At 71.5% G+C, this 26701-nt stretch carries 23 protein-coding genes; 12 read left to right on the top strand and 11 right to left on the bottom strand.

All coding sequences use genetic code 11. The features are described from left to right. Positions 1 to 351 precede the first annotated feature (351 nt). From pdhA to AB0C59_RS28480, 3 genes are read left to right on the top strand one after another with little or no spacing between them, the layout of a single operon-like run. The gene (gene pdhA, locus AB0C59_RS28490; protein WP_363009556.1) at positions 352 to 1539 is read left to right on the top strand and encodes a pyruvate dehydrogenase (acetyl-transferring) E1 component subunit alpha; all 1188 of its coding nucleotides are present in this window, start codon (positions 352 to 354) and stop codon (positions 1537 to 1539) included. Between the two features lie 2 nt (positions 1540 to 1541). Then, positions 1542 to 2519 carry an alpha-ketoacid dehydrogenase subunit beta gene (locus AB0C59_RS28485; RefSeq protein ID WP_363009554.1) on the top strand — a complete coding sequence of 326 codons (978 nt, stop codon included), beginning with the start codon at positions 1542 to 1544 and terminating at the stop codon, positions 2517 to 2519. Positions 2520 to 2529: 10 nt separating this feature from the next. Then, positions 2530 to 3933 (top strand): dihydrolipoamide acetyltransferase family protein, encoded by a 1404-nt coding sequence (locus tag AB0C59_RS28480; protein ID WP_363009552.1) that lies wholly within the window; start codon positions 2530 to 2532, stop codon positions 3931 to 3933. An 82-nt stretch (positions 3934 to 4015) separates the two neighbouring features. Here the strand turns inward: AB0C59_RS28480 and AB0C59_RS28475 are convergent, their stop codons facing one another. Beyond that, the gene (locus AB0C59_RS28475) at positions 4016 to 4909 is read right to left on the bottom strand and encodes a serine hydrolase (protein WP_363009550.1); all 894 of its coding nucleotides are present in this window, start codon (positions 4907 to 4909) and stop codon (positions 4016 to 4018) included. A 209-nt stretch (positions 4910 to 5118) separates the two neighbouring features. On the opposite strand from AB0C59_RS28475, the gene AB0C59_RS28470 reads away from it, so the two are divergent. Together AB0C59_RS28470 and AB0C59_RS28465 are read left to right on the top strand one after the other, a co-directional pair. Then, entirely contained in the window at positions 5119 to 5838 is a 720-nt protein-coding gene (locus AB0C59_RS28470; RefSeq protein ID WP_363009548.1) for a GntR family transcriptional regulator, read from the top strand. After that, complete coding sequence (locus AB0C59_RS28465; protein ID WP_363009546.1) at positions 5835 to 7151, top strand: MFS transporter; 1317 nt, start codon at positions 5835 to 5837, stop codon at positions 7149 to 7151. Before AB0C59_RS28470 ends, AB0C59_RS28465 begins: the two co-directional genes overlap by 4 nt. Positions 7152 to 7456: 305 nt before the next feature. On the opposite strand, the gene AB0C59_RS28460 is transcribed toward AB0C59_RS28465, so the two are convergent. Next, positions 7457 to 8272 (bottom strand): carbon-nitrogen family hydrolase, encoded by an 816-nt coding sequence (locus AB0C59_RS28460; RefSeq protein ID WP_363009544.1) that lies wholly within the window; start codon positions 8270 to 8272, stop codon positions 7457 to 7459. Between the two features lie 151 nt (positions 8273 to 8423). On the opposite strand from AB0C59_RS28460, the gene AB0C59_RS28455 reads away from it, so the two are divergent. Continuing rightward, positions 8424 to 9248, top strand: coding sequence for a maleylpyruvate isomerase family mycothiol-dependent enzyme (locus AB0C59_RS28455; protein ID WP_363009542.1), 825 nt, complete (start codon positions 8424 to 8426; stop codon positions 9246 to 9248). A 44-nt stretch (positions 9249 to 9292) separates the two neighbouring features. Here AB0C59_RS28455 and AB0C59_RS28450 read toward each other — a convergent pair whose 3' ends face one another. Continuing rightward, a complete protein-coding gene (locus tag AB0C59_RS28450) occupies positions 9293 to 9787 on the bottom strand; it encodes an LURP-one-related family protein (protein ID WP_363009540.1) in 495 nt (164 codons plus the stop codon). A gap of 114 nt (positions 9788 to 9901) precedes the next feature. Next, positions 9902 to 10111, bottom strand: a complete 210-nt coding sequence (locus tag AB0C59_RS28445) for a hypothetical protein (RefSeq protein WP_363009538.1) — start codon at positions 10109 to 10111, stop codon at positions 9902 to 9904. A gap of 162 nt (positions 10112 to 10273) precedes the next feature. On the opposite strand from AB0C59_RS28445, the gene AB0C59_RS28440 reads away from it, so the two are divergent. Continuing rightward, on the top strand, positions 10274 to 12124 hold the full coding sequence (locus AB0C59_RS28440; RefSeq protein WP_363009536.1) for an NHL domain-containing thioredoxin family protein: 1851 nt from the start codon (positions 10274 to 10276) through the stop codon (positions 12122 to 12124). A gap of 42 nt (positions 12125 to 12166) precedes the next feature. Here the strand turns inward: AB0C59_RS28440 and AB0C59_RS28435 are convergent, their stop codons facing one another. The 3 genes from AB0C59_RS28435 to AB0C59_RS28425 all read right to left on the bottom strand — a co-directional run bounded on the left by AB0C59_RS28435 (position 12167) and on the right by AB0C59_RS28425 (position 16340). Then, positions 12167 to 12409 (bottom strand): DUF6458 family protein, encoded by a 243-nt coding sequence (locus AB0C59_RS28435; RefSeq protein ID WP_363009534.1) that lies wholly within the window; start codon positions 12407 to 12409, stop codon positions 12167 to 12169. 101 nt (positions 12410 to 12510) lie between these two features. Next, positions 12511 to 13809: a M18 family aminopeptidase gene (locus AB0C59_RS28430; RefSeq protein WP_363009532.1), complete on the bottom strand. Its 1299-nt coding sequence runs from the start codon at positions 13807 to 13809 to the stop codon at positions 12511 to 12513. Positions 13810 to 14513: 704 nt separating this feature from the next. Beyond that, positions 14514 to 16340: an acyl-CoA dehydrogenase gene (locus tag AB0C59_RS28425; protein ID WP_363009618.1), complete on the bottom strand. Its 1827-nt coding sequence runs from the start codon at positions 16338 to 16340 to the stop codon at positions 14514 to 14516. Between the two features lie 177 nt (positions 16341 to 16517). Between AB0C59_RS28425 and AB0C59_RS28420 the strand changes: the two genes are divergently transcribed. The 5 genes from AB0C59_RS28420 to AB0C59_RS28400 all read left to right on the top strand — a co-directional run bounded on the left by AB0C59_RS28420 (position 16518) and on the right by AB0C59_RS28400 (position 21895). Further along, positions 16518 to 17000 carry an SseB family protein gene (locus tag AB0C59_RS28420; protein ID WP_363009530.1) on the top strand — a complete coding sequence of 161 codons (483 nt, stop codon included), beginning with the start codon at positions 16518 to 16520 and terminating at the stop codon, positions 16998 to 17000. A gap of 129 nt (positions 17001 to 17129) precedes the next feature. After that, the gene (locus AB0C59_RS28415; protein ID WP_363009528.1) at positions 17130 to 18110 is read left to right on the top strand and encodes a pirin family protein; all 981 of its coding nucleotides are present in this window, start codon (positions 17130 to 17132) and stop codon (positions 18108 to 18110) included. Between the two features lie 171 nt (positions 18111 to 18281). Further along, entirely contained in the window at positions 18282 to 19379 is a 1098-nt protein-coding gene (locus AB0C59_RS28410) for an AI-2E family transporter (protein ID WP_363009526.1), read from the top strand. 336 nt (positions 19380 to 19715) lie between these two features. Further along, positions 19716 to 21479 (top strand): aspartate--tRNA ligase, encoded by a 1764-nt coding sequence (gene aspS / locus AB0C59_RS28405; protein ID WP_363009524.1) that lies wholly within the window; start codon positions 19716 to 19718, stop codon positions 21477 to 21479. A 128-nt stretch (positions 21480 to 21607) separates the two neighbouring features. After that, the gene (locus AB0C59_RS28400) at positions 21608 to 21895 is read left to right on the top strand and encodes a YciI family protein (protein WP_363009522.1); all 288 of its coding nucleotides are present in this window, start codon (positions 21608 to 21610) and stop codon (positions 21893 to 21895) included. Here the strand turns inward: AB0C59_RS28400 and AB0C59_RS28395 are convergent. The 4 genes from AB0C59_RS28395 to AB0C59_RS28380 form a co-directional block, all read right to left on the bottom strand. Beyond that, the gene (locus AB0C59_RS28395) at positions 21889 to 22575 is read right to left on the bottom strand and encodes a hypothetical protein (protein WP_363009520.1); all 687 of its coding nucleotides are present in this window, start codon (positions 22573 to 22575) and stop codon (positions 21889 to 21891) included. The two genes, AB0C59_RS28400 and AB0C59_RS28395, sit on opposite strands and share 7 nt — an antisense overlap. 65 nt (positions 22576 to 22640) lie before the next feature. Then, entirely contained in the window at positions 22641 to 22826 is a 186-nt protein-coding gene (locus tag AB0C59_RS28390) for a hypothetical protein (RefSeq protein ID WP_363009518.1), read from the bottom strand. Positions 22827 to 22978: 152 nt separating this feature from the next. Continuing rightward, positions 22979 to 24691 (bottom strand): methionine--tRNA ligase, encoded by a 1713-nt coding sequence (gene metG / locus AB0C59_RS28385; protein ID WP_363009516.1) that lies wholly within the window; start codon positions 24689 to 24691, stop codon positions 22979 to 22981. Between the two features lie 167 nt (positions 24692 to 24858). Then, positions 24859 to 26619, bottom strand: coding sequence for a VWA domain-containing protein (locus tag AB0C59_RS28380; protein WP_363009514.1), 1761 nt, complete (start codon positions 26617 to 26619; stop codon positions 24859 to 24861). Positions 26620 to 26701: the final 82 nt, after the last annotated feature.

Below are 26701 nucleotides of genomic sequence, written 5' to 3'. Positions count from 1 at the left end.
GGGGGCGCCGCAAAAGTCATGTCTTCCCGTGCTCCAGGTGAGCGGGATAACGTGCCGTTGTTCCGGCCCCCTGCAAGGCTGTGACCAGCATCTGTGCCCGACTTACTCGATTTACTTGGATATCCAAGCAAAATCCCAGGTCAGGAGGGGTTTCACAGAAATGTCGCGCACTGGGTAACGTGCTTTCTGCAGGGTGCTCGCCGGGGCACCTGTCACGTCTGTCTCGGACGAGCCGCACCCCACCCCGTGCGCCCGTGCGCTGCAGGCGAGCCGCTCTCGACGGCCCCCAGTGGGCCGAGGGACCCCCAGGCACCCGGCGAACCCGGGGGCCGGACCGACGGAGGAGCACACGTGACCGTGGAGAGCACTGCCGCGCGCAAGCCGCGACGCAGCGCCGGGAGCAAGGCCGGCAGCGCCGGCCCCAAGCGGAGCCGCACCGCGCCCACGAAGGGCGCCGAGACGGATCTCGTCCAGCTGCTGACGCCCGAGGGCGAGCGGGTCGAGAACGCCGAGTACGACCGGTACGTCGAGGCCATCACGCCCGAACGGCTGCGCGGTCTGTACCGGGACATGGTGCTGACCCGCCGCTTCGACGCCGAGGCGACCGCCCTGCAGCGCCAGGGCGAGCTGGGTCTGTGGGCCTCCCTGCTCGGTCAGGAGGCCGCCCAGATCGGCTCCGGCCGCGCCCTGCGCGACGACGACTACGTCTTCCCGACCTACCGTGAGCACGGGGTCGCCTGGTGCCGGGGCGTCGACCCCACCAACCTGCTCGGCATGTTCCGCGGCGTGAACAACGGCGGCTGGGACCCGAACAGCAACAACTTCCAGCTCTACACGATCGTCATCGGCTCCCAGACGCTGCACGCCACGGGCTACGCCATGGGCATCACCAAGGACGGCGCGGACTCGGCCGTCATCGCGTACTTCGGTGACGGCGCCTCCAGCCAGGGCGACGTGGCGGAGTCGTTCACGTTCGCCGCGGTCTACAACGCGCCCGTGGTGTTCTTCTGCCAGAACAACCAGTGGGCGATCTCCGAGCCCACCGAGAAGCAGACCCGGGTGCCGCTCTACCAGCGCGCCCAGGGCTTCGGCTTCCCCGGCGTGCGGGTCGACGGCAACGACGTGCTGGCCTGCCTCGCGGTCACCCAGCAGGCCCTGGAGCGGGCGCGCAACGGCGAGGGCCCGACCCTGGTCGAGGCGTTCACGTACCGCATGGGCGCGCACACGACCTCCGACGACCCCACCCGCTACCGCGGCGACGAGGAGCGGCAGGCCTGGGAGGCGAAGGACCCGATCCTGCGCCTGCGCCGGTACCTGGAGGCCTCGAACCACGCGGACGAGGGATTCTTCGCGGAACTCGAGGCCGAGTCCGAGACGTTGGGCAGGCGGGTGCGCGAGGCGGTCCGTGCCATGCCCGACCCGGACCACTTCGCCATCTTCGAGAACGTGTACGCGGACGGGCACGCGCTCGTCGACGAGGAGCGGGCCCAGTTCGCCGCCTACCAGGCGTCGTTCGCGGACGCTGAAGGGGGACGGTGACCATGGCCGAGAAGATGGCACTCGCCAAGGCGATCACCGAGTCGCTGCGCAAGGCCCTGGAGTCGGACCCCAAGGTCCTGATCATGGGCGAGGACGTCGGCAAGCTGGGCGGCGTCTTCCGGGTCACCGACGGACTGCAGAAGGACTTCGGTGAGGAGCGGGTCATCGACACCCCGCTCGCCGAGTCGGGCATCGTCGGCACCGCGATCGGCCTCGCCCTGCGCGGCTACCGCCCGGTCGTCGAGATCCAGTTCGACGGCTTCGTCTTCCCGGCGTACGACCAGATCGTCACGCAGCTGGCGAAGATGCACGCCCGCTCCCTGGGCAAGGTCAAGCTGCCGGTCGTCGTCCGTATCCCCTACGGCGGTGGCATCGGTGCGGTCGAGCACCACAGCGAGTCCCCCGAGGCGCTGTTCGCGCATGTCGCCGGCCTGAAGATCGTCTCCCCGTCGAACGCGTCGGACGCCTACTGGATGATGCAGCAGGCCATCCAGAGCGACGACCCGGTGATCTTCTTCGAGCCGAAGCGGCGCTACTGGGACAAGGGCGAGGTGGACGCCGAGGCGTTCCCCGGCCCCCTGCACAAGGCGCGCGTGGTGCGCGAGGGCACGGACCTGACGCTCGCCGCCTACGGCCCGATGGTGAAGCTGTGCCAGGAGGTCGCCGCCGCCGCCGAGGAGGAGGGCAAGTCCCTGGAGGTGCTCGACCTGCGGTCGGTCTCCCCGCTGGACTTCGACTCCGTCCAGGCGTCCGTGGAGAAGACCCGCCGCCTGGTGGTGGTGCACGAGGCCCCGGTGTTCTTCGGCTCGGGTGCGGAGATCGCCGCCCGGATCACGGAGCGGTGCTTCTACCACCTGGAGGCCCCCGTGCTCCGGGTCGGCGGCTACCACGCCCCGTACCCGCCGGCGCGGCTGGAGGAGGAGTACCTCCCGGGCCTCGACCGGGTGCTCGACGCCGTCGACCGCGCCCTGGCGTACTGAGGAGAGGGTCGTGACGACGATGACTGAGGCGTCCGTGCGCGAGTTCAAGATGCCCGACGTGGGCGAGGGACTCACCGAGGCCGAGATCCTCAAGTGGTACGTGCAGGTGGGCGACCGGGTCACGGACGGCCAGGTGGTCTGCGAGGTGGAGACGGCCAAGGCCGCCGTCGAGCTGCCGATCCCGTACGACGGGGTGGTCCGCGAGCTCCGCTTCCCCGAGGGCACCACGGTGGACGTCGGCACCGCGATCATCGCGGTCGACGTGGCCGGCGACGCCCCCGCGCAGGCGGACCCGGTCCCCGCCCAGGCGGCCGCAGCGCCCGCCGAGGCCGCTCCTCAGGCTCCCGAGGAGCCGAAGAACCAGGGCCGCAAGCCCGTCCTCGTCGGGTACGGCGTCGCCGAGACGTCCACCCGGCGCCGCCCCCGCAAGACCGCCGAGGCGGTCGCCGAGGACACCCGGGCGGCCGCCGCGCTCCAGAGCGAGCTGAACGGGCACGGGCCGCAGCAGCCCCGCCCGCTGGCGAAGCCTCCGGTGCGCAAGCTCGCCAAGGACCTCGGCGTCGATCTGGCGACGGTGATCCCCTCGGGCCCGGGCGGGATCATCACCCGTGAGGACGTGCACGCCGCGGTGGCGACCACGACCGCGGCGCCGTCGGCCCCCGCGGTCGCGGCCGCCGAGTCCGCCGCCGCCCCGGTGGTGGTGTACGACGGCGCGCGGGAGACGCGTGTCCCCGTCAAGGGCGTCCGCAAGGCCACCGCGCAGGCGATGGTCGGCTCGGCGTTCACCGCGCCGCATGTCACCGAGTTCGTGACGGTCGACGTGACGCGCACCATGCGGCTCGTGGAGGAGCTCAAGCAGGACAAGGACCTCCAGGGCCTGCGCGTCAATCCGCTGCTCCTGGTCGCCAAGGCGCTGCTGGTCGCGATCAAGCGGAACCCGGACGTCAACGCGTCGTGGGACGAGGCGAACCAGGAGATCGTGCGCAAGCACTACGTGAACCTGGGCATCGCGGCGGCCACCCCGCGCGGTCTGATCGTGCCGAACATCAAGGACGCGCACGACAAGACGCTGCCGCAGCTGGCCGAGTCGCTCGGCGAGCTGGTCGCCACCGCGCGCGAGGGCAGGACGTCCCCGGCGGCGATGCAGGGGGGCACGGTCACCATCACCAACGTGGGTGTGTTCGGCGTCGACACCGGTACGCCGATCCTCAACCCGGGGGAGTCGGCGATCCTCGCGGTCGGCGCGATCAAGCTCCAGCCGTGGGTCCACAAGGGCAAGGTCAAGCCCCGTCAGGTCACCACCCTGGCACTCAGCTTCGACCACCGCCTGGTCGACGGTGAGCTGGGCTCGAAGGTGCTCGCGGACGTGGCGGCCGTCCTGGAGCAGCCCAAGCGGCTGATCACCTGGGCCTGATCACACAAGTCCGCACATGACGAAGGGGCCGGCCGCCCGAGAGCGGCCGGCCCCTTCGTGCCGTGCGGGGGTTGTGCCCGCGTCAGACGGCGAAGCCGTAGTTCAGCAGCTTCTTCGCGTCGGCGGTGCGGTTGTCGACCGAGGACGAGGCCAGGACCGTACCGATGATCGTCTTGCCGTTGCGGGTCGCGGCGAAGACCAGGCAGTACTTGGCCTCCGGACCCGAGCCCGTCTTCACGCCCATCGCGCCGCTGTAGGTGCCGAGCAGCGGGTTGGTGTTGGTCCAGGTGTAGTAGCGGTAGCCGTTGCTCTTGGTGGTGACCTTCTGCTTCGTGGACCGCGTGTTCACGACCGAGCGGAAGGTGGAGCTCTTCATCGCGCTGCTGGCGATCTTCGTCAGGTCGCGCGGCGTCGAGTAGTTGCCGCCCTTGCCGATTCCGTCGAAGGAGTCGAAGTGCGTGTTCTTCAGGCCGAGGCTCTTGGCGGCGCTGTTCATCTTGCCGATGAACGACTTCACCCGGAGGTCGCGCGACGAGCCGGAACCGAACTTGTCCGCGAGCGCGTAGGCGGCGTCGCAGCCGGAGGGCAGCATCAGCCCGTACAGCAGCTGGCGGACGGTGACCTTGTCGCCCACGATCAGGTGGGCCTGGGAGGCGTTGTTGGCGACGACGTAGTCGCTGTACGCCTTCTGGATCGTGACCTTGGAGTCCAGGTTCAGGTTCGCCTGGGCCAGCACGACCTTTGCGGTCATGATCTTCGTGGTCGAGCCGGTGGACAGCCGGCCGTCCATGTTCTTGTCGAAGAGGGTCTTGCCCGTGCTGTTGTTCATCACGAACCCGCCCCTGGCGGTGATCGAGGGCTTCGTGACGGCCTGGGCGGGCGCCGCGGTGAGGGCTCCGGTGGTGAGCACGGCACCGGTGGTGACCACTGCCGCCACGGCCCTGCGAACTCGCGCGCCCTTAATGCCGGTAATCAAATTGAACGCTCCGATTGCGTATCTGATGCACGGTTATGCATCCACATGCCCCTGGAGAACGGCCTATTGGAACGGCCGCCTTCTCGTCAGACTTGTAAGTAGCACAAAAGGATGTGCTGTTGCTGAGGGGAATTTTTCCCACCGTGCGGACCGGTCCGCATGATGGACGCCCGCCCCGGTTGCGTGCGTGTTGTATCTATGATGTGCGCATGCCCTCGCCGTCATCCGCCGTGACCCTGCCCGCCGTCGCCGCCTCAGCCCGCTCCGACTCCGACCCGCAGAGGCCGCCGGGCAAGCAGCCGGCTGCCGCCGACCGCGTGTACACGCATGTCAAACAGGGTGTGCTGGAGCGCCGGTACGAGGGCGGGACGCTGCTCACCGAGGGCGAGCTGGCCGAGGCGGTCGGCGTGTCGCGGACACCTGTACGCGAGGCGCTGCTGCGGCTGGAGGTCGAGGGGCTGATCAGGCTCTACCCGAAGAAGGGCGCCCTCGTCCTGCCCGTGTCCGCCCAGGAGATCGCCGACGTGGTGGAGACGCGTCAGCTTGTCGAGGAACATGCCGCCCGTAAGGCGGTACCGGCCCCGCCCGGCCTGATCACCCGTCTCGAAGAACTGCTGCAGCGGCAGAGGGAGGAGGCGGCCGCCGGCGACCTGGCCGCGGCGGCGGTCACGGACCGCGCCTTCCACGCCGAGATCGTGCGCAGCGGCGGCAACGCCATCCTCTCCCGCCTCTACGACCAGCTGCGCGACCGCCAGCTGCGGATGGGGGTCGCGGTCATGCACTCGCACCCCGACCGGATCGCCAAGACGCTCACCGAGCACGAGGAGATCCTCCAGGCGCTGCGGTCGGGGGACGCCGAGGCGGCCGTCGCGGTCGTCCACCGGCACGTCAGCTGGTTCTCCCACCTGGCGCGGGGAGAGGTGCGATGAGTTCCCGTTCCCTGAACCCCCGCACCGTGTCGCTGCCCGGCGACCCGCCGGGAGGCCGGCGCGCGGTGGCCGTGTGGGGCATCGGAGTGTCCGTCTACTTCGTCGCCGTCATCTTCCGCACGTCCCTCGGCGTGGCCGGGCTCGACGCGGCGGAACGCTTCCACGTGGGCGCCTCCGCCCTGTCCACCTTCTCCATCCTCCAGCTCCTCGTGTACGCGGGCATGCAGATACCCGTCGGCCTGCTGGTGGACCGGCTCGGCACCAAGAAGGTGCTGGCCATGGGCGTCGTCCTGTTCACCGCCGGCCAACTCGGCTTCGCGTTCTCCACGTCCTACGCCGCGGCGCTCGCCTCGCGGGCGCTGCTCGGCTGCGGCGACGCGATGACGTTCATCAGCGTCCTCAGGCTCGGCACACGCTGGTTCCCGGCCCGGCGCGGCCCCCTGGTCGCGCAACTCGCCGGTCTGGTGGGGATGGCGGGCAACCTCATCTCGACCCTCGTGCTGTCCCGACTGCTGCACGACCTCGGCTGGACGGCCGCGTTCGCCGGCAGCGCGCTCGCCGGAGCCGTCGTCCTCGTACTGCTGCTCCTGTTCCTCAAGGACCACCCCGAGGGGTACGAGCCGGAGCTGCTCCCGCACCATGGCTCGGCCTATGTGCGGCGGCAGATCCTGGCCTCATGGCGTGAGCCGGGGACGCGGCTCGGCATGTGGGTGCACTTCACGACACAGTTCCCGGCCATGGTGTTCCTGCTGCTGTGGGGGCTTCCCTTCCTGGTCCAGGCCCAGGGCCTGACCCGGGGCACGGCCGGTGAACTGCTCACGCTGGTGGTGCTGTCGAACATGGTCGTCGGCCTGGTCTACGGGCAGGTCGTCGCCCGGCACCACGCGGCGCGGCTGCCGCTCGCGCTCGGCACGGTCGGGGCGACGGCGGCGGCGTGGGCGGCCACGGTGGCCTACCCGGGCGACCATGCGCCGATGTGGCTGCTGGTCGTGCTGTGCACGGTGCTCGGCGCCTGCGGTCCGGCCTCGATGCTCGGTTTCGACTTCGCCCGCCCGGCGAACCCGCCGGAACGCCAGGGGACCGCCTCCGGCATCACCAACATGGGCGGCTTCGTCGCCTCCATGACCACGCTGCTGGCGATCGGCGTGCTGCTGGACGCGACCGGTGACGACTACTCGATCGCGTTCTGTGCGGTGTTCGTGCTCCAGGCGCTGGGGCTGAGCCAGATCCTCCGGCTGCGCGGGCAGGCGGCGCGCAGGGAACGCGAACGGCTGGTGGCGAGCCGCGTGGAGACGGTGCACGTTCCGGCGTAGACGGGCCGGACGAAGCACCGCCCGGGGCGGGGCCCGTCCCGGGTCGGGACGGGCTTCGGCGAGGTCCGGGGTGCGGCCGCGGGGCCTAGGCGGGTCGGGACGCGGTACCGGGGCGGAGTTCGCCGGTCCGGTGGGCCGGGGCGCCGGTCCGTCCCGTTCTGGGCCGGGCCGGGTCGGGACCGGCTTCGGTGAGGCGTGGGGCGCGACAGGCGTCGGGGCCGGAACCCGCGCCTTGCCGCCGACGCGGGCCCGGCGCCGACGGGGGTCCTGTGGAGGCCGGACCGTGCGGGGCCGGGGCCCGGGTGTCAGCGGCGCGGGGGGGCCAGGCCCAGCATCCGGTCCTTGAGGGCCGGGAACTGCTCACGCGTCGCCGCGACCTTCCCCGGGTCGAACTCCACCGTGAGCACCTCCTCGCCCGCGCCGGCCTCGGCGAGGACCTCGCCCCACGGATCCACCACGATCGAGTGACCCGCCTGGGGAACCCCCGCGTGCGTCCCGGCCGTTCCACACGCAAGGACGTACGCCTGGTTCTCGACCGCCCGCGCCCGGGCCAGGAGCGTCCAGTGGGACCGGCGGCGCTCCGGCCAGCCCGCCGGGATCACGAGAGTCTGCGCCCCCGCGTCCACGAGCGAGCGGAACAACTCGGGGAAGCGGAGGTCGTAGCAGGTGGCCACGCCGATGGTCGTCTCCGGCAGACGCACGGTCACCAGCTCACCGCCCGCACCCATCAGCACGGCCTCGCCCTGGTCGAAGCCGAAGCGATGGATCTTTCGGTAGACAGCCGCCAACTCACCGGAGGGGGAGAAGACGAGAGACGTGTTGTAGAGACGGCCGTCGCCCGAGGCACCGTCACCGGACGGTGCCCGCTCGGGAATCGACCCGGCGTGCAGCCACACGCCCGCGTCGCTCGCGGCCTTGGACATCGCCTCGCACGTGGGCCCGTCGACCGGTTCCGCCTCGACCTCGAACCGCTCGTAGGCGAACGCTCCGGTCGTCCACAGCTCGGGCAGGACCACCAGATCGGCTCCGGCCTGATCCCGCACGAGCGCGGCGGCCCGACGGCGGCGTGAGGCGACCGATTCGTCGTCGTCCACCCGGAATTGAAGGAGAGAGGCGCGCACAGTACCACCGTCCTGGCATTCGAGTCGTCCCTACCGGCCTACGATCGTCACACGAAAGCACTGCCGGGGTGCCTCACAGCAGCGTAACTTGGGGGTCCCGTCACCGCTGTCACCACCGCCCGTGCACCAACCGCCCGAGGGGTCCCGTTCCGTGAGTCTCCATCCCACCCTCCAGCCCTACGCCGACGCCTGGACCCACTCGATCGACGCGATATCCGAACTGGTGCAGCCGCTCGCGGAGGGTGAGTGGAACCGGCGGACCCCCTGCCCCGGCTGGTCGGTGCGCGACGTGGTCTCCCATGTCATCGGGATGGACTGCGAGATGCTCGGTGACCCCCGGCCCATCCACACGCTGCCGCGCGACCTGTTCCACGTCACGACCGAGCACCAGCGCTACATGGAGATGCAGGTCGACGTCCGCCGCCATCACACGGCGCCGGAGATGACCTCCGAGCTGGAGTACACGGTCATCCGCCGCAACCGGCAGCTGCGGAACGAGACCCGCGACCCGGGCGCCACGATGCGCGGCCCGCTCGGCAGTGCGCCGACGCTCGAGGAGGCCATGCGCTACCGGGCGTTCGACGTGTGGGTGCACGAGCAGGACCTGCGTGCGGCGCTGGGCCGGCCGGGCGGCCTGGACGCGCCGGGCGCGCACGTGGCGCGGGACGAACTGCTCGCCGCGCTTCCCCGGGTCGTCGCCGAGGACGCGAAGGCACCCGCCGGTTCGGCCGTGGTCATCGACGTGCACGGGCCCGTCGAGTTCCTGCGGACGGTCCGCGTCGACGCCGAGGGCCACGCCACGATAGACGGCACACCGTCGCTCGGCCCGAGGGTGTCCCTCGCGCTCGACTGGGAGACCTACGTCCGCCTCGCCTGCGGCCGGGTCACTGCGGACGCCGTGGCCGACCGCGTCAAGACGGAGGGCGACCCCGACCTGACGGCGGCGATCCTGCGGGCGTTCGCGGTGACCAGATAGCGGCCTACGGCCCACGGCACCGGTCGGGCCGCGCCCGCAGGCGCTCAGTCCTCCTCCCGCTCCTTGTCCGCCAGATGGATCACGCACACCGCCACCGCGATCAGCAGGGCCGGGTCCGCCTCGTCGCGCACGATGTCGACGCCGTACGTCTCCCGGATGTGCAGCCAGCGGCGGGAGACCTGCGCGAGCAGCTCCCCGTCGAAGTCGACGGCGAACTCGCGGTCGAGGATCTTGCCGCTGACGTCGAGCTCCGTGCCGTCCACCAGGGAGACGCGGTAGTGGTTGCGCAGCAGCGAAAGCCGCTTGCGCTTGATCGTCGCCAGGGTCTCGCCGTCGCGCTCGATGATCATCGTGTCGCGCAGGGCGAACATCTTCTGGTGGATGTCGATCAGGACCCGCCCCCGGGCGTCCTTCAACTCGAAGGTGTCCCGCAGGCGCATCGCCTTGCCGTCGACCAGGAACACCTTGTTGCCGTCCTGGTCCTCGATCCAGTAGTCCTCACCGAAGCCGAGGAGCCTGTCGCGTACGAGGAATCTCATACGACGAGAGATTCCCCTCGAACCGGCCTGAAACGCCGCCGATAGGCCGACGGGCTGAGTCCCGTCTCCCGTCGGCCACGCCGGGTGGGTCTGCGGAGGGGAGGCGCGGGCGGGTCAGCGGTAGCCCTCGCGCCGGTCCCGCTCCTCCTCCCACACCGACGAGCGCCCCGAGCCGGGCTCGCGGTGGGCCCTGGGCCCCAGCCGACCGGGTTCCACCAGGTCGGGACCGTCCAGGTCGGGATCGATCGCCTCGTCGTTGAAGATCTCGCCGTGGGCGCGTGCGCGGCCCGCACCCTCGATCCGGCCGTCGGTGTCTCGTGGCATGGAACTGCTCCTCGCGATCGCCCCCCTGTACGCCTCCGATGTACGCCTCCGAGCATCTCCCCGGGACGACGCGAACGCATCCGGTGGCGACCCGCACACGCGGCGCCACGAGGTTGTCCACAGGCTCCGATGCTTCCGCGCCACGGATGGCACTCTTGAGCCATGAACGACTCCACACCGCGCCGCGTCCGTGTCCGCGCCCCCGAGCTGATCGGCAAGGGCGGCTGGCTGAACACCGGCGGACAGCAGTACAACCTGGCCGACCTGCGAGGACGCATTGTGATCCTCGATTTCTGGACGTTCTGCTGCATCAACTGCCTGCATGTGCTGGACGAGCTGCGCGAGCTGGAGGAGAAGCACCGCGACACCGTGGTGATCATCGGGGTCCACTCGCCGAAGTTCGTCCATGAGGCGGAGCACCAGGCGGTGGTCGACGCGGTGGAGCGGTACGGGGTGGAGCACCCGGTCCTGGACGACCCCGAGCTGGCCACCTGGAAGCAGTACGCCGTCCGCGCCTGGCCGACCCTCGTGGTCATCGACCCGGAGGGCTACGTGGTCGCCCAGCACGCGGGCGAGGGCCACGCGCACGCGATAGCGCGGCTGGTGGAGGAACTGGAGCAGGAGCACTCGGCGAAGGGGACGCTGCGCCGCGGCGACGGCCCGTACGTGGCGCCGGAACCGCAGCCCACGGTCCTGCGCTTCCCGGGCAAGGCGCTCCTGCTGCCGTCCGGGACCTTCCTGGTCAGCGACACCACCCGGCACCAGCTGGTGGAGCTGGCGGCGGACGGTGAGACGGTCGTACGGCGGATCGGCTCGGGCGTGCGGGGCTTCACCGACGGCCCGGCGGACACGGCGGCCTTCAGCGAACCGCAGGGCCTGGCGCTGCTGGACGAGCACACGGTGGTCGTCGCCGACACCGTGAACCACGCCCTGCGCCGCCTGGACCTGGCGACCGGTGAGGTCGGCACGCTCGCGGGCACCGGCAAGCAGTGGATGCAGGGTTCGCCGACGTCCGGCCCCGCGCGGGAGGTGGCCCTGTCCTCGCCGTGGGACGTGGCGTTGTTCGGCGGCAGGGTCTGGATCGCGATGGCGGGCGTGCACCAGCTGTGGGCCTACGACCCGCAGGCGGAGTCGGTCGCGGTGACGGCGGGCACCACCAACGAGGGTCTGGTGGACGGGCCGGGGCCCGAGGCGTGGTTCGCGCAGCCGTCCGGGCTCGCCGTGTCGGCCGACGGGGAGAGGCTGTGGCTGGCGGACTCCGAGACGAGCGCCCTGCGCCGGGTCGACCTGGACGGCGTGGTGCACACGGCGGTCGGCACGGGACTGTTCGACTTCGGGCACCGGGACGGCGAGGCCGGCCAGGCGCTCCTCCAGCACCCGCTGGGTGTGACGGCCCTGCCCGACGGCTCGGTGGCGGTCAGTGACACCTACAACCACGCCGTGCGGCGCTACGATCCGGCGACGGGCGAGGTGACCACCCTCGCCACGGACCTGCGGGAGCCGTCGGACGCGGTGCTCGTCGGCACGGACCTCGTGGTCGTGGAGTCGGCCCGCCATCGGCTGACCCGGCTGCGGCTGCCCGAGGAAGCGGTCCAGGTCACCTCGGTCGCCCACCGCACTCAGCGTGCCGCCACCGAGGTGGGTCCGGGCGGGCTCCGGCTCGACGTGATCTTCCAGGCCCCGGCCGGCCAGAAGCTGGACCTTCGCTACGGGCCCTCGACGCGCCTGCTGGTCTCCGCGACCCCGCCCGAGCTGCTTCTGCGGGGCGAGGGCGCGGGGACGGACCTCGCGCGTGAGCTGGAGCTGAACCCCTCCATACCGGAAGGCGTTCTGCATGTCTCGGCCATGGCGGCGTCCTGCGACGACGATCCGGCCAACGAGTACCCGGCGTGTCATGTGCACCAGCAGGACTGGGGCGTCCCGGTCCGCCTCGCGGAGGGTGGTGCGAGCCGCCTTCCGCTGGTGCTGGCGGGCATGGACACGGGCGCGGAGGCGGGCTCGGACGCCGAGTAGCCCGAGAGGGCCTGCCTCCACCTGCCTACAGGGCGGGCGGTCCTAGGCGCCGTAGCCGTTGTATCCGTCGCGGTGGTGGTGCCGCTCCTCCTCGACCACGGGGGTGGGCGGTACCACGACCCGCCTGCGGCGGGCGATGCTGCTGAAGGTGGCGACCCCGATCAGCCCGGCGACCATGAAGATCACGCCGACCAGATGGAGGTCGACGCCGTTCATGTGCCAGTCGGTCGCGAACGCGAGGATGGCCCCCACGGCTATGAGGATGATGCATCCACCCAGGCCCATGAGCCCTGCCCTCCCTGTGGGCCCGGTCCTTCCGGCGCCCGGGATCCGGATACCCGCAAGCACGGCGGGCATGCCGGCCCCTCGCGTCGCTCGCCCCCGGTTCAGCCCTCCAGGAACGCCGTCAGGGCGTTCGCCAGGAGGAACGGGTCGTTCGCACCGCACAGTTCACGGGCGCTGTGCATGGAGAGGATCGCCGCGCCGATGTCGACCGTCTTGATGCCGTGGCGGGCCGCCGTGATGGGGCCGATGGTGGTGCCGCAGGGCATCGAGTTGTTGGAGACGAAGGTCTGGAAGGGGACGTCGGCCTTCTCGCACGCGGCGGCGAAGATCGCGCGGCCCGAACCGTCCGTGGCGTAGCGGTTGTTGACGTTGACCTTGAGGATGGGCCCGCCGCCCGCGCGGGGGTGGTGCGTCGGGTCGTGCCGTTCCGCGTAGTTGGGGTGGACGGCGTGCCCGGTGTCGGAGGAGAGGCAGACCGAACCGGCGAAGGCGCGTGCCCGGTCCTCGTACGAGCCGCCCCGCGCGAACACCGAGCGCTCCAGTGCGGTGCCGAGGAGCGGGCCCTCGGCACCGGTGTCCGACTGGGAGCCGTTCTCCTCGTGGTCGAAGGCGGCGAGCACCGGAATGAAGGACAGGGCGCTCTCGTGGGCCGCGGCGGCGGCCAGGGCCGCGGCGGCGGCGTGCACGGACAGCAGGTTGTCCATGCGGGGGCCCGCCATGAGCTCCTTGTCCCGGCCGAGGTAGGCCGGTGCCTCGACGGAGTGGGTCATCAGGTCCCAGCCCGTCACCTCACCGGTGGCCAGGCCCAGTTCGTCCTCGAGGAAGGAGATCAGTTCGCCGTCCCGCACCTCGTCGCCCAGGCCCCAGACGGGCTGGAGGTGACGCTGCTTGTCCAGCTTCAGTCCCTCACTGGTGACCGAGCGGTCCAGGTGGATGGAGAGCTGCGGTACGCGCATCAGGGGTCTGTCGACGTTGACCAGGCGGGTCGAGCCGTCCCGCAGCGACAGCCGGCCCGCGATGCCGAGGTCGCGGTCGAGCCAGGAGTTGAGCAGGGGGCCGCCGTAGATCTCCATCGCGATCTGCCGCCAGCCGTGGGCCGCGCTGTCGGGCCGCGGCTTGACCCGCAGGTTGGGGGAGTCGGTGTGCGCGCCCACGATGCGGAAGGGGGTGTGCGCCTCGCAGCCCTCGGGGACGTACCAGGCGATGATCGCGCCCCCGCGCAGCAGGTACTTGCCGCCGCTCGTGCCGTCCCACGCGGCCGTCTCGTCGACCTGGTGGAAGCCGGCCTCCTTCAGCCGCTCCGCGACGTTCGCCGCGGCGTGGTAGGGCGAGGGGCTCGCCGCCAGGAAGGACATGAGGTCGTCGGTGTGGCCGCGGTCGAAGCGGGCGCTGATGCTCATGTGTTCACCTTAACGGCGGACGAGGGCCCGCTTCCGGGCATGGGAAACGGGCCCTCGTGGGGAGATGGTGGATCCTCGGGGCCGCCGGGGACCGGTGGGCCCTCCCGGGTGTCGTGGCCGGCCGACGCTGTCCCGAGAGCCGTCCGAAGCGTGCCCCGGGAGCCCTCGACGGAGTGCCCTCGGGACCGGCCGACCGGCTGCGGCACGCCCCCACCGGTCGTGATTCGCCCGGGCATGCCCGGAGTCCGGGGCAGGTGTCCTGGGGTCGGGCGGCTCGGCCTGAGGTGTGGTCCCGCTGGCTCGGAGCGTCCGGGAGTCGCCCGGCATGCCCTGGGCTCTCGGCAGGTGCCTCAAGGCCGGGCGACCCGGCCTCGGGTGTGGTCCCCCGGTTCGGAGTGCCCCGAGGTGGGGCGACCCGGCCCACGTGCGGTCCCGCCGATCCCACTGGTCCCACCGGTCCGTGGCGGCCGGAGTTCCCGGGAGTCGCCCGGAGCCCCCGGGCGTCCCGAGCCTGCCGGCAGTGCCGGAAAGACGGAAGGTCCCGGGTCCTCGGAGTCACTCGCGGAGTGCTCCGAGGGCCCGGGACCGGGGACCGGGGGCCGTGGGCCCGTGGAAACTCAGGACCGTGGGGGCCTGTGGGACCCGAGGGCCTCGTAGGGCCTGTGGGTCCCGCAGGACCTGTGGGTCCCGTAGGGCCGCAGGTTCTAGAACGCGGCCTCGTCGAGCTCCATGAGGTCCAGGTCGACGCCCTCGGACAGCTTGCGGGCCAGGGTCACGCCGGGCAGGACGTTGGCGGCGAAGAAGCGCGCCGCGGCGATCTTGCCCTGGTAGAACGCCTTGTCCTTGGCGGAGGCGGTCGGGAGCTTCTCGGCGGCGACGGCGGCACCCTTGAGCAGCAGGTAGCCGACGACCACGTCACCGGAGGCCAGCAGCAGGCGGGAGGTGTTCAGGCCCACCTTGTAGATGTTCTTGGTGTCCTGCTCGGTGGCGGCGAGGTCGGTCAGCATCAGGCCGACGATCGCCTCCAGCTCGACGGCGGCCTTGGCGAGCTGCTCGCGGGCCGTGGCCAGCTCCTCGCCGCCGGTGCCGATCGCGAGGAACTTCTTGATGTCCTCGGCGAGGGAGTTCAGCGCGGCGCCCTGGTTGCGGACGATCTTCCGGAAGAAGTAGTCCTGGCCCTGGATCGCGGTGGTGCCCTCGTAGAGGGTGTCGATCTTGGCGTCGCGGATGTACTGCTCGATCGGGTACTCCTGCAGGAACCCGGAGCCGCCGAAGGTCTGCAGCGACTGGGCGAGCTGCTCGTAGCCCTTCTCGGAGCCGTAGCCCTTGACGATCGGCAGGAGCAGGTCGTTGAGCGCGCTCTCGGCGGAGGCGTCCTCGCCGCTGGCCTCCTTGAACGCGATCGTGTCCTGGACGGCCGCGGTGTGCAGGACCAGGGCGCGCATGCCCTCCGCGTACGCCTTCTGCAGCATCAGCGAGCGGCGCACGTCCGGGTGGTGCGTGATGGTGACCTTGGGCGCGGTCTTGTCCATGAACTGCGCGAGGTCGGGGCCCTGGACGCGCTCCTTGGCGTACTCCAGCGCGTTCAGGTAGCCGGTGGAGAGCGTGGAGATGGCCTTCGTGCCGACCATCATGCGGGCGAACTCGATGATGCGGAACATCTGGCGGATGCCGTCGTGCTTGTCGCCGATCAGCCAGCCCTTGGCGGGGTGGCGGTCGCCGAAGGTCATCTCGCAGGTGTTGGACGCCTTCAGGCCCATCTTGTGCTCGACGTTGGTGGCGTACACGCCGTTGCGCTCGCCCAGCTCACCGGTCTCGAAGTCGAAGAGGTACTTCGGGACGAGGAAGAGGGACAGGCCCTTGGTGCCGGCGCCGGCGCCCTCGGGGCGGGCGAGGACGTAGTGGAGGATGTTCTCCTCCATGTCGTGCTCACCGGAGGTGATGAAGCGCTTGACGCCCTCGATGTGCCAGGAGCCGTCCTGCTGCTGCACGGCCTTGGTGCGGCCGGCGCCCACGTCCGAGCCGGCGTCCGGCTCGGTGAGCACCATGGTGGAGCCCCAGGTCCTGTCGACGGCTATCTTGGCGAGCTTCTGCTGCTCCTCGGTGCCCTCCTCGAAGAGGATGCGGGCGAAGGCCGGGCCGGAGGAGTACATCCAGATGGCCGGGTTGGCGCCGAGGATCAGCTCCGCGTAGGCCCAGATCAGGGACGGCGGGGCGGTGGTGCCGCCGATCTCCTCGGGCAGGCCCAGGCGCCAGTACTCGGAGTCCATGAAGGCCTTGTAGCTCTTCTTGAAGGACGCCGGGACCGGTGCGGTGTTCGTCTCGGGGTCGAAGACCGGAGGGTTGCGGTCGGCGTCGGTGAAGGACTCGGCCAGCTCGTTCTCCGAGAGGCGGGTGAGCTCCTCCAGGATGCTCTTCGCGGTGTCCGTGTCCATCTCCGCGAACGGGCCGGTGCCGTACAGCTTGTCGCGGCCGAGCACCTCGAAGAGGTTGAACTCGATGTCGCGGAGATTCGACTTGTAGTGCCCCATGGCGACGGCTCCGTAGCGGGATCGGCGAGGCACTGACTCCTCGCGTCTGGTTCACGTACCACCTGGTCGGCGCCTGGTGGTACCGACCGGTAACGACTAGTGGCTCCGATGATGCTACCCGTCGGTAATAAGAATCAACCCCTGGTGGCTCTTATGTGGCCTACTACTCTTTGGGGCATGTACGGCTACCAGGACGCGGGCGCGCAGTACACCCCGCCGCAGCAGCAGATGCCCGGGGCGATGCCGGGCGGGCAGATGCCCGGCGGGTACGGCCAGCAGGCTCCGCTCTACCCCGAGCCGTCGCCGCCGTCGCTCGCGGACGCGGTCCGCGCGTTCACCACCGGGTCGATGGCGGCCGAGGACTTCCAGCAGATCTTCGCCACCTCCAAGGTCTACTGCCCGCGCGGTGACAACCCGGGCTTCCTCGCCCTGCACAACACCCAGCAGCCGGTGATCCCGATGTTCACCACGCTCAAGGAGCTGCGGCGCTACGCGGGCAAGGAGTCCAAGTACTTCGTGATCACGGGCGCGGAGGTGATCGACCTGCTGCCGACCGGGTACGGGTTCGTCCTCGACATGGAGGGGGAGCACCGGATGGTCTTCGACGCGAAGGCCGTGGAGCAGATGGTGGAGTTCGCGATGCGCCGGATGTACGGCTGACCGCGCGCCGGTGCGACCGGATCGCGCGCACGGCGAAGGCCCGGAGGGAATGCCCTCCGGGCCTTTCGTGTTGAGGCTGGCAGAAAGTTCAATCGTCAACTAAAGTGGGACCACAAGGAGGTCACGAACATGCCTGCAGTGACTGTCGAGAACCCGCTGACCCTGCCCCGTGTGGTCGCACCCGCGGACGCGTCGGCCCGCCCCGTCCTCGGTGTCACCACGGCGCCCAGCGGCTTCGAGGGCGAGGGCTTCCCGGTCCGCCGCGCGTTCGCCGGGATCCACTACCGCCACCTCGACCCGTTCATCATGATGGACCAGATGGGCGAGGTGGAGTACGCGCCGGGCGAGCCCAAGGGCACGCCCTGGCATCCGCACCGCGGCTTCGAGACCGTGACCTACATCATCGACGGGATCTTCGACCACCAGGACTCCCACGGCGGCGGCGGCACGATCACCAACGGTGACACCCAGTGGATGACCGCGGGCTCGGGCCTGCTGCACATCGAGGCGCCGCCGGAGTCGCTCGTCCTGTCCGGCGGCCTGTTCCACGGCATCCAGCTGTGGGTCAACCTGCCGGCCAAGGACAAGATGATGGCCCCGCGCTACCAGGACATCCGCGGCGGCCAGGTCCAGCTCCTGACGACCCCCGACGGCGGCGCGCTGCTGCGTGTCATCGCCGGTGAGCTCGACGGTCACCAGGGCCCCGGTGTCACCCACACCCCGATCACCCTGGTCCACGCCACCGTGGCGCCGGGCGCGGAGGTCACCCTGCCCTGGCGGGAGGACTTCAACGGCCTCGCCTACCTCCTCGCCGGCCGCGGCAGCGTGGGCACGGAGCGGCGTCCGATCCACCTCGGCCAGACCGCCGTGTTCGGCGCGGGGTCCTCGATCACCGTCCGCGCGGACGAGCGGCAGGACGCCCACACGCCGGACCTGGAGGTCGTCCTGCTCGGCGGGCAGCCCATCCGCGAGCCGATGGCGCACTACGGCCCGTTCGTCATGAACAGCAAGGAAGAACTCCAGCAGGCGTTCGAGGACTTCCAGAAGGGCCGCCTCGGGACGGTTCCCGCGGTGCACGGCATGACGGAGAAGGGCCCCCAGGGCGCCTGACCCGGGACCCGGTCCCTCGCCCGAGGGGCCCGTCGTCCGCGGCGCCGTCGTGGCCGGTCGCGCGGTTCCCCTCGCCCCTTCGGGGGCGCCCGATCCGCAAGGGCCCCCGAGGGTCACCCGGGCGGGTTGTCCGCGCAGGACAGGCCGCCCGGCGCGTGGTCGGCTGGGAAGGTGCATCTCCTCCCCGGCCCCGTGCGCCGGCTCGCCGCCTGGTGCGTCGTGGCGCTGCTGGTCAGCGGGGTCGGCTGGGTCGTGGTCGAGCTGTGCGCCGTGCTGCGTACGGCGGTCGTGCCCGTGCTGCTCGCCCTGCTCGGCACCGCGCTGCTCGGGCCGCTGTACCGGCGGCTCGTCCAGGCCGGCATCCCCCGTTCACCGGCCGCCGTCGTCACCTGTGTGGCGGTGGTGGCCGTGGTGGGCGGGGCGGTGTACATCGTGGTCGCCGCGCTCATGGACAGCGGCGATCAGATCATCGAATCGGTGCGGCACGCGGCCCAGTCCGTCGCCCGGCACTTCGGGGCGGCCGGGACCTCGCTCGACGACCTGGCCGCCCACTCCAAGGAACTGCTCACCAAGTTCGGCGGGACCGCCGCCTCCAACGTCATCAGCGGCGTCAGCGTCGTCGGCGAGACCATCGCCATGGCCGTCCTCGCCCTGCTGCTGGTCTTCTTCTTCCTGCGCGACTCCCACCGGGCCGCGCCCCTGCTGCGCTCCCTGGCGCCGCGGGGCAGCGGCGACACCGTGGAGGCCATGGCGCGGCGCGCCTTCGAGGCGGTCGAGGGGTTCATGCGCGGGACGACGGTCATCGCGCTGATCGACGCGGTCTGCATCACCGTGGGCCTGCTGATCCTCCGCGTCCCGGGCGCGGTCGGGCTGGGGGCCCTGGTGTTCGTCGGCGCGTACATCCCCTACCTCGGGGCGTTCCTGTCCGGTGCGCTCGCGATCCTGGTCGCCTTCGCCGACCGCGGCTTCGTCATCGCGCTGTGGGCCTTCGGCGTGGTCCTCGCCGTGCAGCTGCTGGAGGGGCACGTGCTCCAGCCCCTGATCCAGAGCCGGACGGTGCGGATGCACCCGGCGGCGGTGCTGCTGGCGATCACCGCGGGGGCCTCGGTCGCCGGAATCCTGGGGATGCTGCTGGCGGTGCCGCTGACGGCGGCGGCGTTCGGCGTCGCCCATGAGCTGCGCGGACGGTACGCGGAGGGGGACGGCGGGCCGGCGTCGGGCGCCGGCCCGCGGGGCGGGGCGGACACGGGCGGGCACCCCGGGCCCTGACCCGGAGGTCACCCGCTCGCGCGCCCTCACCCGACCGGCAGGTCCTCCCGGAATGCCGCCCCGGTCGCGGGCACCCGTCGCGGGCTCTCCGTCCCGCCGGTCGCGGGCTCCTCGCGCGGCTCGAACCAGAGCGTCCTGCCCTCGCCCCGGGGACCTGCCCCCCAGGCGTCGGCCAGGAGCTCCACGAGGATCGGACCGCGGCCCCCCGACCACGAGGGGGAGGTGATCGCGGGGCGGCCGGTACCCTTGACGGGTCCGGGCCGTGCCTGCCCGGAGGCGCCGGGGCGAGCGACCACCCCGGACCGACCCCGATCCGCGAAGACTGGATGAACGACGATGCATCGGTACAGGTCCCACACCTGCGGCGAGCTCCGCGCCTCTGACGTCGGCGGCGACGTCCGGCTGAGCGGCTGGCTGCACAATCGGCGCGACCTGGGCGGCATCCTCTTCATCGATCTGCGCGACCACTACGGCATCACGCAGCTCGTGGCCCGCCCCGGCACGCCCGCCTACGAGACGCTGGACAAGCTGTCCAAGGAGACGGTGGTCCGCGCCGACGGCAAGGTCGTCTCCCGTGGCGCGGAGAACGTGAACGCGGACCTGCCGACCGGTGAGATCGAGATCGAGGTCGGCGAGGTGGAGGTGCTCGGCGAGGCCGCGCCGCTCCCCTTCACGATCAACGCCGAGGACGGGGTCAACGAGGAGCGGCGCCTGGAGTACCGCTTCCTGGACCTGCGCCGCGAGCGCATGCACCGCAACATCATGCTGCGTACGGCGGTGATCTCCGCGATCCGCCACAAGATGACCGCGCTCGGCTTCAACGAGATGGCGACGCCGATCCTGTCCGCCACCTCCCCCGAGGGCGCCCGCGACTTCGTCGTGCCCTCCCGGCTGCACCCGGGCCGGTTCTACGCCCTGCCGCAGGCCCCCCAGCAGTTCAAGCAGCTGCTGATGATCTCCGGCTTCGACCGCTACTTCCAGATCGCGCCCTGCTTCCGCGACGAGGACGCCCGCGCGGACCGCTCGCCGGGCGAGTTCTACCAGCTCGACGTCGAGATGAGCTTCGTCGAGCAGGAGGACGTCTTCCAGCCGATCGAGAAGCTCATGACGGAGCTGTTCGAGGAGTTCGGCGGCGGCCGCCATGTCACCTCGCCGTTCCCGAGGATCCCGTTCCGCGAGGCGATGCTGAAGTACGGCTCGGACAAGCCGGACCTGCGCGCCAAGCTGGAGCTGGTGGACATCTCCGACGTCTTCGCGGGCTCGGGCTTCAAGGCGTTCGCGGGCAAGCACGTGCGCGCGCTGGCCGTGCCGGACGTCTCCGCCCAGCCCCGCAGGTTCTTCGACCAGCTCGGTGAGTACGCCGTCTCGCAGGGCGCGCAGGGCCTGGCCTGGGTGCGGGTCGGCGAGGACGGTTCGCTGACCGGCCCGATCGCCAAGTTCCTGACCGAGGACGACGTCGCGGAGCTGACCAAGCGGCTCCAGCTGGCCGCCGGTCACGCCGTGTTCTTCGGCGCGGGCGAGTTCGAGGACGTCTCGAAGATCATGGGCGCGGTGCGGGTCGAGGCCGCCAAGCGTGCCGGGCACTTCGAGGAGGGCGTCTTCCGCTTCTGCTGGATCGTCGACTTCCCGATGTACGAGAAGGACGAGGAGACCGGCGCGATCGACTTCTCGCACAACCCCTTCTCGATGCCGCAGGGCGGCCTTGAGGCCCTGGAGACCCAGGACCCGCTGGACATCCTGGGCTGGCAGTACGACATCGTCTGCAACGGCGTCGAGCTGTCCTCCGGCGCCATCCGGAACCACGAGCCGGAGATCATGCTCAAGGCGTTCGAGATCGCGGGCTACGACCGCGAGACCGTCGAGGAGAAGTTCGCGGGCATGCTCCGCGCCTTCCGCTTCGGCGCCCCGCCGCACGGCGGCATCGCCCCGGGCGTGGACCGCATCGTCATGCTCCTGGCGGACGAGCCGAACATCCGCGAGACCATCGCCTTCCCGCTCAACGGGAACGCGCTGGACCTGATGATGGGCGCGCCGACGGAGCTGGACGAGAGCCGGCTGCGCGAGCTGCACCTGGACATCCGCAAGCCGCAGCCCAAGTAACGGGCGGGACCCGCGTCCACCGAACGGGGGGCGGTCGCCGACGACCACGCGACGTCGGCGACCGCCCCCCTTCGCCGTGTCCGGAGTGCGGCCCGGCGTGCCCGTGGCGCGGCACTAGGCTGGCGGGCATGTTCATCCTCGAACTCACCTACATCGCCCCCCTCGAACGCGTCGACGCCGCCCTGGCGGACCATGTCGCCTGGCTGGAGGAGCAGTACGAGGCCGGGGTCTTCATCGCCTCGGGCCGCAAGGTGCCGCGCGACGGCGGGGTGATCGTCGCCGTCGGCGAGGACCGCGCGGCCGTCGAGGCCCTCGCGGCCGGCGACCCGTTCGTGCGGGAGAAGGTCGCCGACTACCGGATCGTGGAGTTCGTCGCGACCAAGACGGCCCCGGGCCTGGCCGCCTTCCGTCAGTAGTCGTCGCCGTCCGGGTCGGGGCGGGCGCCGTCCTCCAGGAGCCGCTCCGCGATGTCGTCGCACCAGTGCTGGGCCCACGCGCGCAGCGCGCCGACCTCCAGCTCGTCCAGGCCGTACCGGGTGAAGTCCCGGTCGGCGTAGAAGTCCGTGCCGGTCAGGCGGGACTGGAGGGTGGGCAGGTCGAAGGGGTCCAGGGCGTGGCGGCGGCCCAGTTCCTCCAGGTCGGGCAGGGAGAAGCGGTGTGCCGCCGCCCGTGCGTCGATCAGGTCGACGGCCGCGCCCCGGTCGTACAGGGCGCGGATCTTCGTGCCGACGGCGTCCTGGAGGGCGAGCGTGAGGCCGTACCCGGTCAGCTCCGGGGGCTGCCAGAACGTCTCCTTGTGCAGGACGAGGGCGCAGGACTCGCCGGTCGGCGGGTCGCCGACGGTCAGCTGCGCGGTGAGCGCGGTGACGGCGCCCGCCCGCACCCCGCGCCCCCGCGTCCGCAGGGCCCGGGCGAGCGCGTCCGCGATCCGCTCCATGGGGGCGGGGCTCTCGGTGGCGAAGTCGACGTCGCCGTGCGGGCGCCGGAGCAGGCCGTGGGCGTGGAGGGCGTAGCCGCCGGCGAGGACCAGCGGGTACGGGATGCTCGCGCCGGCGACGTCCGAGACCAGCCGCCGGTGGGGGTCGGGGAACGTCACCCCCCGAGTATGGCGGCGCCCCGGGCCGCACGGGTCCGGGGCGCCGCCGTAGGGGTGAGGGGCCGTCAGGACAGCGCCCGGTAGCCGCCCCATCCCGTGGCGATCCGGGTGCGCGCGCCGAACGAGCCCTTGCCGTCGCCGTCGTTGCGGTAGAGGGAGCCGTTCGTGTCCCGGACGACGATGCCGGCCGCGGGCATGCCGCTGCCGGAGGCGAGGGTGACGGCCGCGGGGACGACCGGGAGCGCGGACACGGAGGCGATCAGGCCGCTGTCTCTTCGGGCGTGTCCGCCCACGTGTGGCCGCGGGTGCGCCGCCGCCGGGTCCGTGGACGCGAAGGAGCCCGGGAGGCGGTCCGCCTCCCGGGCTCCTCGACCGGCCGCCGCGACGGCCGGGTGCGCTGTGCCTACGCGGCGCTCTCGCCGCCGAAGCGCTCCTTGTACGTCTGCAGGTCCTCGTCCGTGAGCTTCGCGAACAGGACCGGCGGGACCGTGAACGGCGTGCCGGCCGGCACCGAGGTCAGGGACCGCGCCTCGTCGGCCGTGACCCACGCCGCCGTGTCGTCCGGGAGTGTGAAGGCGCCGCGCATCGCCGCCGCCGTGCCGGGGATGAGGGGCTCGGAGACCACCGCGTACAGGTGGATCAGGTTCATCGCCGTGCGCAGGGTGAGGGCCGCGCCGTCCTGGTCCGTCTTGATCTGGAGCCAGGGAGCCTTCTCCTCCAGGTAGGAGTTGCCCGCCGACCACAGCGCGCGCAGCGCCGCCGCCGCCTTGCGGAACTGGAGGGCCTCCATGTGCTCCTCGTACTCCGCGAGGAGACGCGCGATCTCCTCGCCCAGGCGCGCCTCCGCCTCACCCGGCTCGCCGCCTGCCGGGACGCCGTCGCCGAAGCGCTTGCGGGAGAAGGACAGCACCCGGTTGACGAAGTTGCCGAGGGTGTCGGCGAGGTCCTTGTTGACCGTGGCGGTGAAGTGCTCCCAGGTGAACGACGAGTCGTCGGACTCCGGGGCGTTGGCGATCAGGAAGTAACGCCAGTAGTCGGCGGGCAGGATCTCCAGCGCCTGGTCGGTGAAGACGCCCCGCTTCTGCGAGGTGGAGAACTTCCCGCCGTAGTACGTCAGCCAGTTGAACGCCTTGACGTAGTCGACCTTCTTCCACGGCTCGCGCACGCCCAGCTCCGTGGCCGGGAACATCACCGTGTGGAAGGGGACGTTGTCCTTCGCCATGAACTGGGTGTAGCGGACGTCCGCGTCGGCCTCGTACCACCACGACTTCCAGTCGCCGCCGGTGGCGTCGGCCCACTCCTTCGTCGCGCCGATGTACTCGATCGGGGCGTCGAACCAGACGTAGAAGACCTTGCCCTCGGCCGCCAGCTCCGGCCAGGTGTCGGCCGGCACCGGGACGCCCCAGTCCAGGTCACGGGTGATGGCGCGGTCGTGCAGGCCCTCGGTCAGCCACTTGCGGGCGATGGAGGAGGCGAGCTGCGGCCAGTCCTTCTCGTGGCGGGCCACCCACTCCTCGACCTCGTGCTGGAGCTTGGACTGGAGCAGGAACAGGTGCTTGGTCTCGCGGACCTCCAGGTCGGTGGAGCCGGAGATCGCGGAGCGCGGGTCGATCAGGTCGGTGGGGTCCAGGACCCGGGTGCAGTTCTCGCACTGGTCGCCGCGCGCCTTGTCGTAGCCGCAGTGCGGGCAGGTGCCCTCGACGTAGCGGTCCGGCAGGAAGCGGCCGTCGGCGGGCGAGTAGACCTGGCGGATCGACCGCTCCTCGATGAACCCGTTCTCGTTCAGCCGGCGCGCGAAGTGCTGGGTGATCTCCGTGTTCTCGGCGCTGGAGCTGCGGCCGAAGTGGTCGAAGGCCAGGTGGAAGCCGTCGTACACGGCCTTCTGCGCGTGGTGCGCCTGGGCGCAGAACTCGGCCACCGGGAGGCCCAGCTCCTTGGCCGCGAGTTCGGCCGGGGTGCCGTGCTCGTCGGTCGCGCAGATGTACAGGACGTCGTGACCGCGGCGGCGGAGGTACCGGGAGTACACGTCCGCCGGGAGCATGGACCCCACCATGTTGCCCAGGTGCTTGATCCCGTTGATGTACGGAAGGGCGCTGGTGATGAGGTGTCGAGCCATCGCGGGCTGCTCCCAAGTCGCTGCGTCGGGTGACGATACGTCCCTTTTCGGGCCGTCTGCATCGTCTACGAACCTTTACGAACCTTGAAATCGTAGCCGACATGGGTGGGCCGCCCGCTTCCCGTTCTGAAGGGTGGGAAGGGGCGGCCTCCGCGGGATGTCCGGGCCTACGGGCGCCAGGACGCGAGCACGCCCTCGTAGACCTCGGCGTCGGTGAGCTCGCGCGGGGTCTCGCCCGCCAGGAAGGCGGACGTGTTGTCCGTCCTGAGCTTGCGGATGTAGTCGAACGCCTTGTTCTCCGGGGTGCCGAAGGCGACGAAGGAGAAGAAGACGCCCGGGTGCTTCGCGGCGGCGTCGGTGAGCGCCTGGGTGGCGGGGGTCTTGGCGTCCGGGGCGCCGTCCGTCTGGAAGACGACCAGGGCGGGCAGGCTCGGGTCCGCCGACCGTGCGTGGTGGGCGGTCACGGCCTCCACCGCCACGTGGTAGCTCGTGCGGCCCATGCGGCCGAGCCCTGCGTGCAGGTCGTCGATCTTGTTCTCGTGCTCGGTGAGGGTCAGCTCGCCGGTGCCGTCGAGTTCGGTGGAGAAGAAGACGACGTGGACCGTGGCCTCGGGGTCCAGATGGGCCGCGAGGGCGAGGGTCTGCTCGCCGAGGGCCTGGGCGGAGCCGTCCTTGTAGTACGGGCGCATGGAGGCCGAGCGGTCCAGGACGAGGTAGACCCTGGCGCGGGTGCCGGTGAGGCCGTGCTGGTCGAGCGCGGCGGCCGCGGCGTCGTGAGCGGCCCCGAGCCCCGGCGCAAGCACGTGCAGCCCACCGTCGCCACCCGCCACCACCGAGGCAGCCTCCGGCTCGGGGTCCGGGGTGGCGTCGGCTGCGGGTTCGGGGGACGCGGTGGGCTCCGGCTGGGCGTCCGGGGTCGCCTCGGCCGTGGGCTCGGCGGTTGCCTCGGGCTCGGTCTCTGCCGGGGTGGCTTCGGCTTCCGGCTCGGGGTCCGGGGTCGCCTCGGGCGCGGGGCCGGCGGTCGCTTCGGGCTCGGGCTCGGGGTCCGGGACGGCGGCGGCTGCGGGCTCGGCGGCTGCCGCCGCCTCCGGCTCGGGCTCTGCGGTCGCCTCGGCCGCGGGCTCGGTTTCTGCTGGGGTGGATTCGGTTTCCGGCTCGGTGTCCGGGACGGCGGTGGCCTCGGGCTCGGGAGATGCGGTGGGCTCCGGCGCGGCGTCCGGGGTCACCTCGACTGCGGGTGCGGCGGTCGCCTCGGGCTCGGTCTCTGCCGGGGTGACTTCGGCCTCCGGCTCGAGGGGTGCGGTGGGCTCCGGCTGGGTGTCCGGGGTCGCCTCGGCTGCGGGCTCGGGGGCTGCTTCGGCTTCCGGCTCGGCGGTCGGGGCTGCGCCGGCCTCGGTGGTGGCCTCGGTCGTCGGCTCCGTGTGCGCCGTGGCGGCTTCAACCTCCGGCTCGGGGAGCGGGGTTACGTCGGCCTCCGGCTCGGGGGCGGGAGCTGCGACGGCTGCCTCGGCTTCCGGCTCGGGCTCGGCGGTCACCTCGGCCTCGGTGTCTGCCGTGGTGGCTTCGGCTTCCGGCTCGGGGTCCGGGGTTGCGGCGGGCTCCGGCTGGGTGTCCGGGGTCACCTCGGCCTCGGGCTCGGCGGCCGGGGTTGCGGTGGGCTCCGGGGCTGCCTCGGTCGGCCGTTCCGCTTCCGTCGGGCTCGTCGACGTCGCCTGCCTCGGTACCGTCACGTTGCTGAACGCCGCGGACACCAGGTCGTGTTCGTCGGAGCGGTCCGACGACTGCTGTGCCGGGATGCCGGCCGCCTCCGTGCCCTGCGGCGTCGCCTGTCCCGAAGCCGTCGGCGTCTCGTGCGAGGGCTCCCCCTCGGCGGAGCGACCCTTGCGTGAGCGGCCGAATGCGTTCCGCAGGAGAGTGAGAATGCCCATGTGCGCAACCCTTCGCGTGAGTTGGTGCCCGTAGATCCCTGGCCAGGACGGACACGTAAGGTTAGCGGTCACGGGTGGCGAT

The organism is Streptomyces sp. NPDC048664 (assembly GCF_040650555.1).
Classification (GTDB): Bacteria; Actinomycetota; Actinomycetes; order Streptomycetales; family Streptomycetaceae; genus Streptomyces.
The sequence above is the reverse complement of the archived record's forward strand: the minus strand, read 5'-3'. Positions and strand labels throughout refer to the sequence as shown.

Excerpts from the sequence above, each read along its gene's own strand:
- AB0C59_RS28430 (WP_363009532.1), bottom strand. The coding sequence starts at position 13,809 with ATGAGCATCAGCGCCCGCTTCGACCGCGGCCACACCGACGACCTCATG.
- AB0C59_RS28420 (WP_363009530.1), top strand. The coding sequence starts at position 16,518 with ATGTACGGCTACCAGGACGCGGGCGCGCAGTACACCCCGCCGCAGCAG.
- AB0C59_RS28435 (WP_363009534.1), bottom strand. The coding sequence starts at position 12,409 with ATGGGCCTGGGTGGATGCATCATCCTCATAGCCGTGGGGGCCATCCTC.
- AB0C59_RS28425 (WP_363009618.1), bottom strand. The coding sequence starts at position 16,340 with ATGGGGCACTACAAGTCGAATCTCCGCGACATCGAGTTCAACCTCTTC.
- AB0C59_RS28400 (WP_363009522.1), top strand. The coding sequence starts at position 21,608 with ATGTTCATCCTCGAACTCACCTACATCGCCCCCCTCGAACGCGTCGAC.
- metG (WP_363009516.1), bottom strand. The coding sequence starts at position 24,691 with ATGGCTCGACACCTCATCACCAGCGCCCTTCCGTACATCAACGGGATC.
- aspS (WP_363009524.1), top strand. The coding sequence starts at position 19,716 with ATGCATCGGTACAGGTCCCACACCTGCGGCGAGCTCCGCGCCTCTGAC.
- AB0C59_RS28415 (WP_363009528.1), top strand. The coding sequence starts at position 17,130 with ATGCCTGCAGTGACTGTCGAGAACCCGCTGACCCTGCCCCGTGTGGTC.
- AB0C59_RS28470 (WP_363009548.1), top strand. The coding sequence starts at position 5,119 with ATGCCCTCGCCGTCATCCGCCGTGACCCTGCCCGCCGTCGCCGCCTCA.
- AB0C59_RS28485 (WP_363009554.1), top strand. The coding sequence starts at position 1,542 with ATGGCCGAGAAGATGGCACTCGCCAAGGCGATCACCGAGTCGCTGCGC.
- AB0C59_RS28445 (WP_363009538.1), bottom strand. The coding sequence starts at position 10,111 with ATGCCACGAGACACCGACGGCCGGATCGAGGGTGCGGGCCGCGCACGC.
- AB0C59_RS28440 (WP_363009536.1), top strand. The coding sequence starts at position 10,274 with ATGAACGACTCCACACCGCGCCGCGTCCGTGTCCGCGCCCCCGAGCTG.
- AB0C59_RS28380 (WP_363009514.1), bottom strand. The coding sequence starts at position 26,619 with ATGGGCATTCTCACTCTCCTGCGGAACGCATTCGGCCGCTCACGCAAG.
- AB0C59_RS28465 (WP_363009546.1), top strand. The coding sequence starts at position 5,835 with ATGAGTTCCCGTTCCCTGAACCCCCGCACCGTGTCGCTGCCCGGCGAC.
- AB0C59_RS28450 (WP_363009540.1), bottom strand. The coding sequence starts at position 9,787 with ATGAGATTCCTCGTACGCGACAGGCTCCTCGGCTTCGGTGAGGACTAC.